Source organism: Methylobacterium sp. GXS13 (assembly GCF_001455965.1).
Taxonomy (GTDB): Bacteria; Pseudomonadota; Alphaproteobacteria; order Rhizobiales; family Beijerinckiaceae; genus Methylobacterium.
In genome coordinates this window covers 121,031-135,793 of the sequence record NZ_LKKO01000080.1, presented here as the reverse complement: position 1 = coordinate 135,793, position 14,763 = coordinate 121,031, and the positions used below count along the sequence as shown (strand labels likewise).

General features: G+C 70.0%; 15 protein-coding genes. 6 read left to right on the top strand and 9 right to left on the bottom strand.

Annotation, left to right across the window (positions count from 1 at the left end; genetic code table 11):
• Positions 1-32 precede the first annotated feature (32 nt).
• Positions 33-344, top strand: coding sequence for a hypothetical protein (locus tag AO398_RS24695; protein ID WP_058194800.1), 312 nt, complete (start codon positions 33-35; stop codon positions 342-344).
• A gap of 12 nt (positions 345-356) precedes the next feature.
• Here AO398_RS24695 and AO398_RS24690 read toward each other — a convergent pair whose 3' ends face one another.
• A complete protein-coding gene (locus AO398_RS24690; RefSeq protein ID WP_058194799.1) occupies positions 357-1,106 on the bottom strand; it encodes a methyltransferase in 750 nt (249 codons plus the stop codon).
• A complete protein-coding gene (locus AO398_RS24685) occupies positions 1,103-1,327 on the bottom strand; it encodes a DUF2007 domain-containing protein (protein WP_058194798.1) in 225 nt (74 codons plus the stop codon). The genes AO398_RS24690 and AO398_RS24685 overlap by 4 nt, the downstream gene beginning before the upstream one ends.
• Before the next feature lie 168 nt (positions 1,328-1,495).
• Here AO398_RS24685 and AO398_RS24680 point away from each other — a divergent pair, with 168 nt between their 5' ends.
• The gene (locus AO398_RS24680) at positions 1,496-2,509 is read left to right on the top strand and encodes a polyprenyl synthetase family protein (RefSeq protein ID WP_058194797.1); all 1,014 of its coding nucleotides are present in this window, start codon (positions 1,496-1,498) and stop codon (positions 2,507-2,509) included.
• A 9-nt stretch (positions 2,510-2,518) separates the two neighbouring features.
• Here the strand turns inward: AO398_RS24680 and ftrA are convergent, their stop codons facing one another.
• Positions 2,519-3,505, bottom strand: a complete 987-nt coding sequence (ftrA, locus tag AO398_RS24675) for a transcriptional regulator FtrA (RefSeq protein ID WP_058194828.1) — start codon at positions 3,503-3,505, stop codon at positions 2,519-2,521.
• Positions 3,506-3,608: 103 nt separating this feature from the next.
• Between ftrA and AO398_RS24670 the strand changes: the two genes are divergently transcribed.
• Positions 3,609-4,223 carry a glutathione S-transferase gene (locus AO398_RS24670; RefSeq protein ID WP_058194796.1) on the top strand — a complete coding sequence of 205 codons (615 nt, stop codon included), beginning with the start codon at positions 3,609-3,611 and terminating at the stop codon, positions 4,221-4,223.
• A 12-nt stretch (positions 4,224-4,235) separates the two neighbouring features.
• Here the strand turns inward: AO398_RS24670 and AO398_RS24665 are convergent, their stop codons facing one another.
• On the bottom strand, positions 4,236-5,111 hold the full coding sequence (locus AO398_RS24665; RefSeq protein ID WP_058194795.1) for a methyltransferase: 876 nt from the start codon (positions 5,109-5,111) through the stop codon (positions 4,236-4,238).
• 43 nt (positions 5,112-5,154) lie between these two features.
• Positions 5,155-5,583 carry a helix-turn-helix domain-containing protein gene (locus AO398_RS24660; RefSeq protein ID WP_058194827.1) on the bottom strand — a complete coding sequence of 143 codons (429 nt, stop codon included), beginning with the start codon at positions 5,581-5,583 and terminating at the stop codon, positions 5,155-5,157.
• A gap of 156 nt (positions 5,584-5,739) precedes the next feature.
• Here AO398_RS24660 and AO398_RS24655 point away from each other — a divergent pair, with 156 nt between their 5' ends.
• Positions 5,740-7,554 (top strand): chloride channel protein, encoded by a 1,815-nt coding sequence (locus AO398_RS24655; RefSeq protein WP_058194794.1) that lies wholly within the window; start codon positions 5,740-5,742, stop codon positions 7,552-7,554.
• Positions 7,555-7,572: 18 nt separating this feature from the next.
• On the opposite strand, the gene AO398_RS24650 is transcribed toward AO398_RS24655, so the two are convergent.
• Positions 7,573-8,448 (bottom strand): 4-(cytidine 5'-diphospho)-2-C-methyl-D-erythritol kinase, encoded by an 876-nt coding sequence (locus tag AO398_RS24650; RefSeq protein ID WP_058194793.1) that lies wholly within the window; start codon positions 8,446-8,448, stop codon positions 7,573-7,575.
• A 66-nt stretch (positions 8,449-8,514) separates the two neighbouring features.
• Entirely contained in the window at positions 8,515-9,753 is a 1,239-nt protein-coding gene (gene glp, locus AO398_RS24645; RefSeq protein ID WP_058194792.1) for a gephyrin-like molybdotransferase Glp, read from the bottom strand.
• Between the two features lie 106 nt (positions 9,754-9,859).
• On the opposite strand from glp, the gene AO398_RS24640 reads away from it, so the two are divergent.
• Both AO398_RS24640 and AO398_RS24635 read left to right on the top strand, forming a co-directional pair.
• Positions 9,860-11,053, top strand: coding sequence for an aminotransferase class V-fold PLP-dependent enzyme (locus tag AO398_RS24640; protein ID WP_244498883.1), 1,194 nt, complete (start codon positions 9,860-9,862; stop codon positions 11,051-11,053).
• Positions 11,054-11,202: 149 nt separating this feature from the next.
• Entirely contained in the window at positions 11,203-12,504 is a 1,302-nt protein-coding gene (locus AO398_RS24635) for a hypothetical protein (protein ID WP_058194791.1), read from the top strand.
• Between the two features lie 117 nt (positions 12,505-12,621).
• Here the strand turns inward: AO398_RS24635 and AO398_RS24630 are convergent, their stop codons facing one another.
• Together AO398_RS24630 and AO398_RS24625 are read right to left on the bottom strand one after the other, a co-directional pair.
• Positions 12,622-13,746 carry a GNAT family N-acetyltransferase gene (locus AO398_RS24630; protein ID WP_058194790.1) on the bottom strand — a complete coding sequence of 375 codons (1,125 nt, stop codon included), beginning with the start codon at positions 13,744-13,746 and terminating at the stop codon, positions 12,622-12,624.
• Positions 13,747-13,748: 2 nt separating this feature from the next.
• Positions 13,749-14,738, bottom strand: a complete 990-nt coding sequence (locus AO398_RS24625) for a sterol desaturase family protein (RefSeq protein WP_058194789.1) — start codon at positions 14,736-14,738, stop codon at positions 13,749-13,751.
• Positions 14,739-14,763 lie beyond the last annotated feature (25 nt).

Sequence of the window (14,763 nt, the reverse complement as noted above, 5' to 3'; positions counted from 1 at the left end):
CCGACACCATCGCCCAACCGCAGGAGACCGCCATGCATCGCGCGACGAGCCGCCGTAGCCTGAAAACCCGCCGGGACCATCATCGGGGCTGGAGCATCGAGACCCTGTCGTACAGCCCGACCCGGATCGTGCGCCTCGGCGACGAGAAGGTCGCGATCCTGTTCCCACCGGTGGAACCGGGGGCCGCGTGGCAGCTCTACCCGCATCCCGACACGTTCCCGGGGCTCAACTTCGACGGGCTGCCCGAGCCCCTGCGCCCGGAATTTCTCGGGTTTTCGGACCTGCCCGCCGTGGAGCGGTTTCTGGGGATCGACGATGCGGCGCTGACCGCCTTGGCAGCCTGACGCGCCCGCCTCTCAGTCCGGCGGCCAGGGGGCGCCCCGGTGGAGCGCCTCGGCCTCCGGGGTGAACATGTTGGGATCCGAGCCGTGCAGCACCAGCGGCGGCAGCAGGCTCAGGGCCGCCCGGCTGCCCCGGGTCGCGGCGATCAGGACGCGGATCGCCGGGGCCTCGGCTTTGGCCTGAACCGGGCGGATCGCGATGCCGCCGTAGCGGCCCTTCAGGGCGTCGAGACAGGCCGGCAGGGCGTCCGCCCGGTGGATCAGTCCGAGCCGCCCCCCCGGCCGCAGGATCGCCGTGCAGGTGCGGATCCAGAGGTCCAGGCCGCCCTCGGGAAAATCGTGCGCCGTCGCCTTCCCGGGATGCGGGGAGGGGCGGTGGCGACCCGGGGTGAAGAACGGCGGATTGGTCAGGACCAGATCGAAACTGTCCGGCACCAGCCCGGCGGCGCGGCGCTCGGCCGCGGAAGCGAGCACGTCGGCCTCGATCACCGCCGCCGCGATGCCGTTGCGGGTCGCGTTGGACCGGGCCAGCGCGATCAACGCCGGATCGCGCTCGACCAGGGTCAGGCATGTGCCGGGGTGGAGCGCCGCGCAGGCCAGGCCGACAGCGCCGGTGCCGGCGCCGACGTCGCAGAGCCGGTCCCCCGGCGCCGGCGCGAACAGCCGGGCGAGCAGCACGGCGTCGGTCCCGGCCCGGTGCGCGCCCCGGGGCGGCTGATGCAGGTGCAGGATCCCGCCCAGGAAGGCATCCGGCCCGTCCGTCACGGGTCGCGCAACTCGTGGGCGAGCCCGGCATCCTTCAGCAACCGGCGGGCCTGGGCTGCCCAATCCCCCGGCACCATCAGCCGCTGGCCGAACGCCCCGATCGAGCCTTCCATCACGCTCATATGCGTGTCGGCCACCAGGACCGGAATCTCGGCCGCCTCGAGCACCGAGCGGGCGAAGCCGATCAGGACCGGATCATTCGCGGAAATCAGCACGATCATCGCAATTCTTCGGCGGAATGCCGGTCGTCCGGCGCATTCGTCGCGTTCGCTGCGCATTCCCGGCGCACCATATCTCCCATGCGCCGATGTTGCGGCGCCGCGAGGCGCGTGCGAAGGGATCGCCCGCTCCCTGCGGGGGAACCGGACTGGAGGTCGCGGATCTTGGGTATGGCCCTCTCCATCGAGAATCCGAAGCCCGAGGTCGAGGCGGGGCTGAACGACCTCGTCGCGCTGGTGGCGGACGACATGGCGCGGGTCAACACCACGATCCTGTCGCGCACCGGCTCCGACGTGGCGATGATCCCGGAGGTGGCCAACCACCTGATCGCGTCCGGCGGCAAGCGGCTTCGCCCGATCCTGACGCTCGCCTGCGCCAAGCTCTGCGGCTATGCCGGCGACGGCGATGTGAAGCTCGCCGCCAGCGTCGAGTTCATGCACACCGCGACCCTGCTGCACGACGACGTGGTGGACGAGAGCGACATGCGCCGGGGCCGCGTCGCAGCCCGGATCAAATGGGGCAACGAGGCCTCGGTGCTGGTCGGCGACTTCCTGCTCGGCCAGGCCTTCCGGATGATGGTCGAGGTCGGCTCCCTGCGGGCGCTCGACATCCTGTCCGCCGCCGCCACGGTGATTGCCGAGGGCGAGGTGATGCAGCTCACCAACGCCAAGAACCTGGAGACCGACGAGGCCGCTTATCTCGCGGTGATCCGCGGCAAGACCGCCGAACTGTTCGCCGCCGCCTGCGAGGTCGGGCCGGTGCTCGCCGGCCGGCCCGAGGCCGAGCAGGTCGCCGCCCGCGCCTACGGCATGAATCTCGGCATCGCCTTTCAGCTGATCGATGACGTGCTCGATTACGGGGGCACCTCGGCCGAGCTCGGCAAGAATGTCGGCGATGATTTTCGCGAGGGCAAGATCACCTTGCCGATCGTGCTGGCCCACCGCCGGGCGAGCGAGGGCGAGCGCGGCTTCTGGCGGCGGACCCTGCAGCAGGGCGAGATCGGCGAGGACGACCTCGGCACCGCCCTCGATCTGCTCCAGCGCCACGGCGCCCTGGAGGAGACGGTGGCCCGCGCCCACCATTACGGGGCCCAGGCCCGCGCCGCGCTCGACATTTTCCCGGATGGTCCGGTCAAGGCCGCGCTCAATGGCGCGGTGGAATTCTGCGTCGCTCGGGCACGCTGAGCTACGCCCTCAGGCAGCCTCTCGTAGCGACCCAGCGGGGTTGGTGGCGAAGCTGCGCCGGTAGGCTGTTGGCGTCAAGCCGACATGCTCGCGGAAATGGCTGCGCAGAACCGGCGCCGATCCGAACCCGACCAGCCGGGCGATCTCGTCCACCGAGTGGGTCGTCTCCTCGAGCATCGTCCGCGCCTCGGCCAGCCGCTCGGCGATGAGCCAAGTCCCGGGTGCATGGCCGGTGGCAGCCCGGACATGGCGGTGGAGGCTCCGCAGGCTGAGGCCCGCCTCGGACGCCATGCGCTCGACCGTCCAGATCTCGCCGAGGCTTTCGCGGACGCGATCGAACAGCAGCCCGAGCTTGGTGCCGGCCCGCTTCTGCACCGGCCGCTGGACGAACTGTGCCTGGCCGCCGTCGCGATGGGCATGAACCACCATGCGGCGGGCAACCCGGTTGGCGATCTGTGCGCCGAAATCCGTCCGCACCACGTGAAGGCAGAGATCGAGCCCGGCCGCGCTCCCGGCCGATGTCAGGATCGAGCCGGCGTCGACATACAGCACGTCGGCCGCGACCTCCACGCCCGGGTAAGCCGCGAGCCGGTCGGTAAAATGCCAGTGGGTCGTCGCCCGGCGGCCTGTGAGAAGTCCAGCTTCTGCCAGCACGAAGGCCCCGGCGCAGATCGACACGAGGCGCGTTCCGCGCGCATGCGCGCGCCGCAACGCATCGAGCAATCCGGGCGGGATCGCCCCCGAGGGCCCGCGCCAGCCCGGGATGACGATCGTTTCGGCCGTATCGAGCAGTTCGAGGCCGCCATCGGCCTGGACCACGACCCCGCCGGTGCCGCGCAAAGGCCCCGGTTCGACCGCCGCGATGGCGCAGCGGTACCAGCGGTCCCCGAATTCTGGTCGGGGCAGGGCGAAGACCTCGACGGCGCAGCCGTACTCGAAGGTGCAGAGCCCGTCATAGGCCAGGATGATCACGGTGCGTGGGGAAGATTTTGGCATGATCGCCTCGGTAATGACCGATCGTGCCACTGGCAACGGCCACGCTGGCTGGGGACAATCCGCCTGTCCGCACAGAGGGATGCGGCCCATATGAGGATGCGCCATGCGCCTGATCGGTATGCTCGATTCGCCCTATGTCCGCCGTGTCGCGATCACGCTGCGGATGGCCGGTATCCCGTTCACGCACGAGCCTCTGTCGGTCCTGCGGGAAGTCGAGGCGTTCCGCGCGGTCAACCCCGTGGTCAAGGCGCCGACGCTCCTCACCGATGCGGGGATCACGCTGATGGACTCGACGCTGATCCTGGCCCACCTGGCTGAATTGCATCCCGGGCGGGCGCGCTTGATGCCCACGGCGCCCGAGGCGCATGCCCAGGCCTGCCGTATCCTCGGCCTCGCCCTGGCCGCCGCCGACAAGACGGTACAGCTTGTCTACGAGCGCAACCTGCGTCCCGAGGAGAAGCGGCACGCGCCCTGGCTCGATCGGATCGAGGGTCAGCTCGCGGCCGCCTATGCGGAACTGGAGCGGGAGGTCGGTGCGCAGGGGCCTTGGCTGTTCGGCTCGGCGCCGCTCCAGCCGGACATCACCGCCGCCGTGGTCTACCGGTTCACCCAAAACATCCGGAATGAGGCAGTCTCGGAAGTCGAGCATCCGAACCTCGCCGCCCTCTGCGCCCGCGCCGAGGCGCTGCCGGCGTTCCAGGCCTGTCCGTTCCGGTAGCTGCGGCCTTCTTTACGGATTTCGCGTGGACAGCCACCAATCGCCGCCATCGTACCAGCAACTGGCATCGGGTTCCTCGCCGAAGCGGATCGTACGGACACCTATGATTGATCCGTGCGCGAAAGCCTTGGCCAAGCTGCCACTCGCGTCCTCCGGCAGGCCTTGAAGGGGAATGAACACCGCCGGTGAGACGAACCGGGCCGGCCACGCGGTGGCGTTGGCGATCCGCCGGATCAGCAGCATTCCGCCCCGGCCGATCGTGGGCTGGAGCGGAAATAACAGCCGTCCCTCCGGCCGCAGGGCGTCGAGCCAGGCTCGGGCCGGACGCGGCGCCCCGGCATTGACGTAGATCGCGTCGGCGGAGGGCAGCACGTCCGCCGCGCCGGAGCGCGCCACGACGTGAGCCCAGGGCCAGGGAGTGAGGTTACACGCCGATCGCGCCGCGAGGCCGGGATCGATCTCGAAGCCGAGGACGCGGCCCCCCAGCCCCACCAGATGGGCGAGCAGGGCCGTGTAGTATCCGCTGCCGGTGCCGACCTGGATCACTGTCTCCCCGGGCAGGGGCGCCAGCGCGTCGAGGCAGAGGGCGTGCAGGCTTGGCTGGCCGATATTGATGGCGCGCGCCGCGTCGAGGGCAATGAGCACGTCCTGATAGAGGAAGGCCGGGTCGTCGTCGGGTGTCGTGACGTAGAGCGGACCTCGCTCCCGCGACCGCCAGACATTGGCAGCCAGGATCGACCACGAGCCGGGGCCGGCAAAAGGCTCCCGCGGCACTGCCGCGAAGGCCACTGCGATCCGCGGGTCGGCCGCGTTCGGGGTGGCCACGAGGTCCGCGTAGAAGCTGCGGAGCTTGGCGCTCTGCGCGATCGAACCGTCTTGATTCGCCATCCCGTCACCCCGCAGTAAAACAGAGCAGTCGCCTGGATGCGCGTCAAGAAGCCGCAGGGCCGAGGGCGCCTACCAGCGCTGGTGCGAGCCCGCGCAGTTCCTTCAGGTGGGCCGCGGTGAGGGTCCGCAGCACGGCTTCGGCCCGGGGCGTGAGCGCGAGTTCGCTGCGCCGGCGATCCTGTGCGGACCGTACCTTGGTCAGGAGACCGCCCTCGACCATCCGGGCGACCAGCTCGGCGGCGCTGTGCGGCGCGATCAAAAGTTGCTCGGCCAGCAAGCCCACCGTCGGCGGCATACGGCCCGCATGGCCGGCCAACGCCAGAAGCGCTTGGTGCTGTTGGGTCGGAATGCCGGCCCGGGCCGCAGCCGCCTCGCTGAAGGCCAGGAAGCGCCGCAGCCGGTAACGGAATTCTGCCAGTGCCGCATATTGCTCTGCCGAAAGCGCTTCGGCCTCGGGCTCTTGAGCCTTCACCCTGGTCTCCTCGACGTCGATCGAAGGGCATTCGGCATTCCCTGTCCAATCCATAGGGTCTCGGAAGCCGCGTCGCACCTGCCATTCTCGATGATCATCCGACCATTGAATGTATCGTGTTGCGATATAATTGACGGGGGCAGATTGGAGTATCGGATGGACGGCGGATCAGAAATCGAGCGCAGCGGCGACATGCCGTTGCGGAGAGCGCTCGGCGATTTCAGTGCGGACCGACGCGTGCTGACATTGGCCGGGCTGGCGGTGATCACAGGGACAGCGGCCTCCGGCACCGCTTGGATCCTGCTGTCGCTGATCGGTCTCGTGACCAATGCCGTCTGGTACGGCCGCTTCGACACCGCCCTGACATCCCTGGCCGGCGCCACGCCCGGGCCGTGGATGATCGCGATCCCGGTGATCGGCGCGCTGATCGTCGGCGTGATGGCTCGCTATGGCTCTGAGAAGATCCGCGGCCACGGCATCCCGGAGGCCATGGAGGCGATCCTGATCGGTGGCAGCCGGATGTCGCCGAAGGTGGCCGTGCTCAAGCCGCTCTCGTCGGCGGTGGCGATCGGTACCGGCGGCCCGTTCGGCGCCGAGGGACCGATCATCGTTACGGGCGGCGCGGTGGGATCCCTGTTTGCGCAGTTCTTCCATCTCAGCTCGGCCGAGCGGAAGACCCTGCTGGTGGCGGGCGCTGCGGCCGGCATGACGGCGATCTTCGGGACGCCGGTGGCGGCCGTGCTGCTCGCCGTCGAGGTGCTGCTGTTCGAGTGGCGACCGCGCAGCCTCGTGCCGGTGACGGTCGGGGCGGTGACGGCGGCGTGCTGGCGCCGGGCGCTGTTCGAGGCGGGGCCACTGTTCCCCTTCACCGACAATCCCGCCCTGCCGTGGTGGGGGCTCCCCGCCTGCGTCCTGCTCGGCATTGCCTGCGGGCTGATCTCGGGCGCGCTGACCCGCGCGCTCTACGCGCTGGAGGACGGGTTCGGCCGGCTGCCGATCCACTGGATGTGGTGGCCCGCCATCGGCGCCCTCGTGGTCGGCCTCGGCGGCCTGATCGAGCCCCGGGCGCTCGGCGTCGGCTACGATGTGATCCGTGACCTCCTCGCCGGGCATCTGCTGGCCGGCGCCGTTCTGACGATTCTCGTCGTGAAGGCGGTGATCTGGCTCGCGGCTCTGTCCTCGGGCACCTCCGGGGGCGTGCTCGCACCGCTGCTGATCCTCGGTGGGGCGATCGGCTGGCTGATCGGCCTCGTTCTCCCGGGCGCGCACGGCTTCTGGGCCCTGCTCGGCATGGCGGCGATGCTCGGCGGCACCCTGCCGGCACCGCTCACCGGGGTGGTGTTTGCCGTCGAGGTGACCGGCGACGTCGCCGCCCTGGCGCCGCTGCTCGCCGCCACCATGGCGGCCTATGCGGTGACCGTGCTGCTGCTCAAGCGATCGATCCTCACGGAGAAGATCGCTCGGCGCGGCCAGCACGTGACCCGGGAATACGGCATCGACCCCGCCGACCTCGCCCGGGTCGAGGCGGTGATGAGCCGCGACGTCGTCACCCTCAGCGGTGATCTTCCACCCGCCGAGGCGCTGGCGGCGATCACCACCGGTGATCATTACGCTTATCCCGTTCTCGACAGCGCCGGCCGGCCGGTGGGGCTGGTCACCCGCGACGATGCGCTCCGCTGGACCGTGGAGACGGGAGAGGGCGATGCGGCCGTTGGCACGCTGGCGGAGCGCGTGTCGGATACCAGCCTGGCGGTGGTTCACCCGGGCGACGTGATCTCGCACGCCCTCGACGTAATGCTTTCGGCCGGGCAGGGCCGCCTGCCGGTGACCGATCCGGGAAGCGGTGCGCTGGTCGGCCTCCTGACCCGCAAGGACCTGCTGCAGGTGCGCGCCACGACGGTTCGGGCCGAGGCCGAGCGCCGGGCCTATTTCCGCCGCAGTCGGGCGCGTGCCCGTATGATCGAGGGCTGACGGGATCCGTCCCTCCGGTCAGCGCAGGAAGGTCGGCGCCACCCACCAGCCCGGATGCGCGGCCCGCAGGGCGGCGGCGGCGCGCACCGCCGCGCGCCGGTCGGTGAATAGGGCGAAGACCGTTGCCCCCGAGCCCGACATCCGCGCGAGGCGGCATCCGGCCTTGTCCCGCAGGGCTGCCAGGGCCTCGCCGATCACCGGGGCGACCGTGAGAGCCGGCGCCTCCAGGTCGTTCCGCGCCGGGGCGAGGGCCGCCACGAGGGCATCTGCGCCGAGACGCTCGGCGATCATGGGATGGGCCGCGCCGTCGAGACGCTGCCCGACCGTCAGGCCCAAGGCCTTGAACACCGGCGCGGTCGGCACCGGAACGCCGGGATTGATCAGCACTGCCGGTAGCGGCGCGAGGCCGAGGACGGGGCCGATCTCTTCCCCGGCGCCGCGCATCATCCGCGCCCGCGGGTCGAGGCAGACCGGCACGTCGGCTCCGGTCTCGCGGGCGGCGGCAATCATAGCCGGATGATCGAGCGGCAGGCCGTTGAGGCACGCGAGCAGACGCAGGCCGGCTGCGGCATCGGACGAGCCTCCGCCAATGCCGGCCGCGACCGGCAGGCGTTTGACCAGATGGAAGGCCCCCATCCGCAGCGACGGCACCCGCGCCGCCAGCCCGCGGGCGGCGCGCAGGACGAGATTGTCCGCGTTCGGCCCGGCCGGACCGGCGGTCGGGCCGCTGACAGTCAGGCCAAGCGGTGCGCCGGGGTCCAGGGTCAGCCGATCGGCGGTGCCCGCGAAAGCCACCAGGCTCTCCAGCTCATGATAGCCGTCGCCGGCACGCCGCCCGAGGACGTGGAGCGTGAGGTTGACTTTGGCGGGCGCGCGGTCGGCAAGCAGGGGCACGATATCTCGAACGGGTCGGCGTGATCTGGCCTGACGCTCTACAGAGTCATGGGCGGGAGCAACAGGTCAGCCCAGATCTCCATGTGACCGATAGGGCAGGGCATCGCCGATCCGGATCGCAATGAGATCTTCAGCCAGTTCCACCAGCCCATCGCTGACCGACAGGCCGGACAGGTCGACGCCGCCGGCGGGCAGAGCCTCGGGCATGCCGTCGGCGCCGACACGCAGGCAGACGCGCAGATATTCCCGCCGGCCGGGGCGCTTCTCCCGGGCGAAACCGCTGCGCACCGTCAGGGTCGGCGCATCGTCACGCGCGCCCGAGAGATGCAGCACCAGGGGGCGGAGCACGGCCAGGGCGGTGACGTAGGCGGCGGCCGGGTTGCCCGGGAGGCCGGCGAAGGGGGTTCCCGCCACCTGGCCCAGGGCCACCGGCCGGCCGGGCTTCATCGCCAGCCGCCAGAAGGTCAGCGCGCCCGACGCCTCCACGGCGTTGCGCACGTGATCCTCCTCGCCCACCGAAACGCCTCCGGAGGTGAGGATCAGATCGTGTGTGGCGGCCGCCGCTTCGAGGCGCTGGTGCAGGGGGCCGGGCGCGTCGCGCAGGATGCCGAGGTCGACGGGGTCGGCTCCGAGCCTCTTCAGCAGGGCAGCGAGCATCGGCCGGTTGGCGTCGTAAATGCCGGCTGGCAGCAGCGGTTGGCCGGGCGGCGTCAGTTCGTCGCCGGTGGAGAACAGAGCGACCTTGAGGGGTACTCGCAGGGGCAAGGCGGGCAGGCCGAATGCGGCGGCGAGCGCAAGGTGGCGCGGCCCCAGCCGGGTGCCGGCCGGGATCGCGCGGCTGCCCAGCGCGACATCCTCCCCGGCCCGGCGACGGTTGGCGCCCGTGGCGAGGCCGGTGGGCAGGATCACCGCCTCGTTGTCGATCCGGACATCCTCCTGCATCGCCACCGTGTCGGTGCCCGGCGGCATCGGCGCTCCCGTGAAGATCCGCACCGCGAAGCCCGGCCCGGGATCGGCGGGCGCGTGACCGGCCGGGACGCGGCCGCCCAGCGGCAGGCGTGTCTCGCCCCCGGGCGCCAGGTCGCCGGCCCGCACGGCATAGCCGTCGACCGCCGCATTATCGAACGGGGGCAGGTCGATCGGGGCGATCAGATCCTCCGCCAGGACACGTCCGTCCGCGCGATCGATCGAAACCGTTTCGATCCCCGACAGGACCGCCAGCCGCGCGCGCAGCAGCGCCACCGCGTCGGCGACCCGCATCGGTGCGGGTGCTACGTCAAAGCAGTCGCGGCTCAGGCGTCCCATCGTGACGCGCTGGCAGTCTTGGACAAGGAGCGGGTCGGCACGGGGGCCTCGCGGGGCTGTGGCCTGCCGGCTTGCGGCATCGGGGCGGAGCGATCAAGCCCGGACCATGGCGGCATCGCGTACGATCCTCTACGCTTGCCTCGTCATGCCGAGCGTCGAAGCGATTCCCTGCCAGCGCCACCTGTTCGAGGTGCCGGCGGACGTCGCCTACCTAGATGCCGCAGCCTGGTCGCCGCTGCCCCGCGCGGTTCGAGCGGCCGGTGAGGCCGGCATCCTGATGAAGAGCCAGCCCTGGACCTATCCCAGGACGGGGATACCGGTTCACGCCGAGCGGACCCGCGCGGCTGCGGCCCAACTGATCGGGGCTGGTGCCGACGACATCGCGATCGTGGGCTCCGTCAGCCACGCCATGGCGACGGCGGCGCGCAATCTCGTTCCCGCGCCGGGCGGACGCCTGTTGCGGGTTGAAGATGAGTTCCCGTCCCTGCGCTACGCTTTCGATCGGCTGGCGACCGCCCACGATCTCTTCGTCGAGGAGGTTCCCCGACCTCCGGATGGGGACTGGACCCGCGCCGTGTTGGAGGCGATCCGTCGGCCGGCGGCAAACCCGCTCGCCATCGCCACCCTGACGCCGCTGCACTGGACCGATGGCGGCCTGATCGACCTCGATCGGCTCGCACCGGCGGTGCATGCATCCGGTGCGGCCCTGGTGATCGACGCAACGCAGGCCGTGGGTGCGATGCCCGTGGACGTGGCCCGCTGGCGGCCGGATTTTCTCGCCTTCCCGACCTACAAATGGGCACTCGGCCCGTATGGTGTCGCGTTCCTCTATGCGGCGCCCCATCGGCAGCAAGGGGTGCCGATCGAGGAGCATACGGGAAACCGCTCATCTGCCGTGGGTGCCCGACGCTACGACCGCGGTGAACTGAACGATCCCGTGGCCCTTGCCATGGCCGCGACCGGCCTTGAGCTGATCGCCGCATGGGGGGCGCCATCCATCGCGATGCGGCTGCGTGGGCTCACCGATCACCTCGCTGATGGCGTCGCGGAACTCGGCCTTGCCATCCCACAGCCCCACCTGCGTGCCGGCCACATCCTCGGGGCACGTGTGCGCGGCGGGCTGCCCAAACACTTGGTGGATCACCTCCAGGCGGCCAACGTCTTCGTGAGCGAGCGGTCGGGGGCCCTGCGTTTCAGCCCCCATGTCTGGGCCGACCTAGACGACGTCACGCGTTGTCTCGCCGCACTCGCACACGGGCTCGGCCACGACGCGGGAAACCGAACGGAAGCGAGCGGGTGATAGTTTCCGTATGTCCGCCGGGCGAATGCGGATGCCGGGACGGGCGCCGCTTCTAGATCCTCCGGGCGAAGCGCGGCCGTCGTCCCCGGATGGATGCCGCACACACGATCATGCCGAGACTCATGCCGCGACCCGGTGAGACGATTCCCATGCCGGCCCGCAGCCTGCGCCTCGCGGCGACGGTGCGCGCCGGCCTGTCCGGACGGTTCGCCGTGATCCTGTCCGGGGAACTGATCCAGAGCCTGTTCCACTTCGCGCTGAACATCCTGCTGGTGCGCGAACTCGGGGCGCATGATTACGGGCTGTTCGCGATCGTGTTCACGGTCGGGGCCGTCGGCATCACCTACATCCGCGCTTTGGTGGCGGTACCGGCGACGCTCCATCTGGCCCGGAGCCTCGGCCGCCCGGCGGCTCTCGGCTACGACGTGATGTTCGGCTCCGGCGCGGCCCTGGTTTCCGTGCTGATGGCGCTCGCCACGACCGTGGCGCTCGTTCCGGTGATCGGCCCCGGCGGCCTTGCGGCCGGGGCCTTCGTGGGGCTCTACGGCTTCCGCAGCTATCTGCGGATCGTGCTGCTCGCCCGTGGACGGCCGCGGATCGCGGGGCTGAGCGACCTCGTCTACGCGATCTGCGGCGCGCTGTTCGTCTGGCGTGGGGTGAGCGGCGAGGGCACGGCTCTGCTCGACCGGGCGTTCCTGGCGATCGCTCTGGCGCATGCCATCGCCATCGCGGTGGCCTACGGGGCACTGCGCCAGCGCCTGCGGATCTCGCTCCATCCCCGGGCGCGGGCACGCTACCGAGCGATCTGGCGGACTCTGGCCTGGTCGCTCGCCGGTGTCACGAGCCTCACCGTGCAGGGCCAGGGCCTGACGCTCCTGTTCGCTCTGCTGGCCGGGCCAGCCGTCTACGCGCCGATCGCCGCGACGCTGGTGCTCTACGCGCCGTTGCGGATCCCCACGAGCGCGCTGATGAACATGGTCCTACCCGAGATCAGCGGCCTCCTGGCTGCCGGGCAAGTCCAATCTGCCCGGCGGCTCGTGATGCGCCACGTTCTGCTGATCGGCTGTGCCTGCCTGGTCTATGGCTTGATCATGGCCGCGACCCTGCCGCTGATCGAGCAGGTGCTCTTCAAGGGGCGTTTCGCTGGTGAGGCCATGGGCTGGATCGGGCTGGGCATCTGGGCCGTCGTGACGACGTCGCTGCTCTACGCGATCCCGCGCGCCTATCTCGAAGCCTGCGCCGCCTTCCGGACGATCACCGCCGGGGCGGTGGCGAGCGCCGCGCTCGGCTTCGCCCTCATGGTGCCGCTGCTGCTGATGCTGCCGCCGGCCACTGCGCTGCTCGGGCTTCTGGCGTCCGAGATCGCGACGCTCGTGTGGTCGGTGGCGGCGTTTCGCCGATTGTCGGGAAAGCTGCAGGTCGCGGCAAATGTGGCCTTGAAAACTCCCTGACCAGCCTCGCATCGGTGGGCCGATGCGTCGCCCGCTGAGGGTTTCGCTCGATCGCACGATTCGACACGGAACCGCGGGCCGCTTGAGCGAAACCATCCGCTTCGCCGTCTCAGTATCTCACGCCGCCGCCTCGGCCGCCGGCACCCTCGCACCGTCCGGCTTGCCGAAGCGCTGCTCCAGCGCGTGCCGCGTACGATCGACCAGATGCGCCGCCGCGCCCTGCGGGGTGCGGCCGCCCATCATCGAGGCGAGGGTCAAGCTCTCGGTGCCGAAGCGGCCCTTGAACCCTTCGTCCCCGCAGAGAAAATCGACCGTGTGCAGCCCACGGTCGATCGACCACATGATGTAGTCCATCATCAGCACCATGCCGGGCGAACCGCGCTCGAAGGCCGGATCGTAGGTGGTGACGAAAGCCATCATCGAGCCGGCCTGGACGAAGTTTATCGAGACCGCGACGAGGGCACCGCCGCATTCGAGCACGAAGGCATGCAGAAGCCCGGTCTCCTGCAGCACCCGGACCATCGCGGGCAGAGCCTGAGAGCCCTCGTCATAGAAGGCTGTGGAGGGCAGATTGTGGGTCGCGAGCCAAGCCCGTTTGAACTGGGTCAGCGTGTCGAGCACTCGGTCGAGCGGCTCCTCGGGACCGAGCAGCCGGAAGGTCAGCAGCCCGTGCTCGCCCATGGATTTCTGGCCGCGCCGGTAATTCTGGCGGGTTTTCTTCGACTGTGCGTCGAACCAGGCCTGCCCGGTGGGCCAGGGACCACGCACCCGCCAGTTCGCCTCGTCGCGGTGGTTGAGGCGTAGCCGTGTGCTGCCCGAGATGGAGGTCAGCAGCGCCCGCGCGGCGGCGTCGGGCAGGAGCCGGTTGAGATAGGCGAGATCGAAGCCGCCGGCCCGGCTGGCCTGCTGCCACATCCGCCGGACGAGCCCGGCATTCGTGCGATCCGCCAGCACGGCGTCGCCGAAATCGGAGCAGTCCTTGGCGGCCCATTCGAGCACGCGAAAGCCTTTTCGCCGAACGGTCGCCAGCGGCAGCACGCCGACCAGGGTGTCGCCTCGCCAGGCGAGCACGATCGCCAGGGCCCGCCGCTCGCGGTCGGGGACGCTGGCCCACCAGGCCGAGATCCAAGGATGGCTCTGAAACACCAGGGCGTCGCTGCGGGTCCACAAATCTGTCCAGGCCGGTCCGACGGCGGCCAGCCGCTCGGCGGTGCGGACGATCTCGAAGCGTTCAGGGGACATGATCAGGCGCCAGAGCGAGGCTGAGCCGGGATGCCGCGCAGGCGCCGAACCTGCCGGGCGATCCGCCGGCCCATCTTCTTGAGGGGCAGGAGGTAGAGCCCCGAGAGGGATTGATAGTCGGCCACATCGCGATCGACGAGGCCGAAGGTGAAGTCCTCGTTCGGATGCGGGACGTGCAGCGTCCCGAACAGACGGTCCCAGAACGAGAACAGCAGCCCGAAGTTCTTGTCGTAATGCTGTGGCGCCGTCGAGTGGTGGAGCTGGTGCCAGTGCGGACACAGGATGACGGCGTTGAGCCGCCCGAACGAGATCTTGAAATGCGTGTGGCGCACGAAGTCCATCATCAGGATGTTGCGCATGATGTAGACGTTGATCCCGAACACCGTCAGCTCGACGGGGTTCAGGGCGACTAGGCTCCAGATGCCGAAACAGATCCCCGGGATCACCCCATCCCAGGCGCGGTTCATCAGCTCGTCGAGAGGGTGGACGCGGTCCTTGGTGATGCCGACCATCACCTCGGCGGAGTGGTGGACCTTATGAAGCTCCCACAGGAACGGGTAGCGGTGCTGGGCCGTGTGGTAGAGGTAGTAGGATAAGTCGTAAGCGAGCAGCATGGTGAGGGTAAACAGCACTACGGTCACCGGTCCGGGCTCGCCGAAGACCGGCTGGTCGATGCCGAAGATTGTGCCCAGCACCCGATTGGTTGCGTAGCCCACCGCCACCACGAAGGTGACCCCGGCCGGGATCAGCAGGAACGGCATGATCGCCTTGCGGGTGATGTAGAACAGCAGGTCGGCCCGGGCGGAGGGGTGGGTCATCACCGCGTGCGGCAGCGCGAATTCAAAGAACTCGGCGAACGAGTAGCGTTCCGCGGTGCGCAGGTACGCGATCAGGGCGCAGCCGAACGCGGTCGCGAATAGCAGGCCGGCGGCGACGAGGTTCTCGGCCGAGACCTTGTCGATGATCCGCGTGATGAACTGGACGACATCCATGACGAGGCGTTCCCTCCGCCGGGCC

What these genes read in the sequence shown, in the direction of transcription:
- AO398_RS24695 (WP_058194800.1), top strand. Translation starts at nt 33, where the DNA reads ATGCATCGCGCGACGAGCCGCCGTAGCCTGAAAACCCGCCGGGACCAT.
- AO398_RS24685 (WP_058194798.1), bottom strand. Translation starts at nt 1,327, where the DNA reads ATGATCGTGCTGATTTCCGCGAATGATCCGGTCCTGATCGGCTTCGCC.
- AO398_RS24680 (WP_058194797.1), top strand. Translation starts at nt 1,496, where the DNA reads ATGGCCCTCTCCATCGAGAATCCGAAGCCCGAGGTCGAGGCGGGGCTG.
- ftrA (WP_058194828.1), bottom strand. Translation starts at nt 3,505, where the DNA reads ATGCCAAAATCTTCCCCACGCACCGTGATCATCCTGGCCTATGACGGG.
- AO398_RS24670 (WP_058194796.1), top strand. Translation starts at nt 3,609, where the DNA reads ATGCGCCTGATCGGTATGCTCGATTCGCCCTATGTCCGCCGTGTCGCG.
- AO398_RS24665 (WP_058194795.1), bottom strand. Translation starts at nt 5,111, where the DNA reads ATGGCGAATCAAGACGGTTCGATCGCGCAGAGCGCCAAGCTCCGCAGC.
- AO398_RS24655 (WP_058194794.1), top strand. Translation starts at nt 5,740, where the DNA reads ATGGACGGCGGATCAGAAATCGAGCGCAGCGGCGACATGCCGTTGCGG.
- glp (WP_058194792.1), bottom strand. Translation starts at nt 9,753, where the DNA reads ATGGGACGCCTGAGCCGCGACTGCTTTGACGTAGCACCCGCACCGATG.
- AO398_RS24640 (WP_244498883.1), top strand. Translation starts at nt 9,860, where the DNA reads ATGGCGGCATCGCGTACGATCCTCTACGCTTGCCTCGTCATGCCGAGC.
- AO398_RS24635 (WP_058194791.1), top strand. Translation starts at nt 11,203, where the DNA reads ATGCCGGCCCGCAGCCTGCGCCTCGCGGCGACGGTGCGCGCCGGCCTG.
- AO398_RS24630 (WP_058194790.1), bottom strand. Translation starts at nt 13,746, where the DNA reads ATGTCCCCTGAACGCTTCGAGATCGTCCGCACCGCCGAGCGGCTGGCC.
- AO398_RS24625 (WP_058194789.1), bottom strand. Translation starts at nt 14,738, where the DNA reads ATGGATGTCGTCCAGTTCATCACGCGGATCATCGACAAGGTCTCGGCC.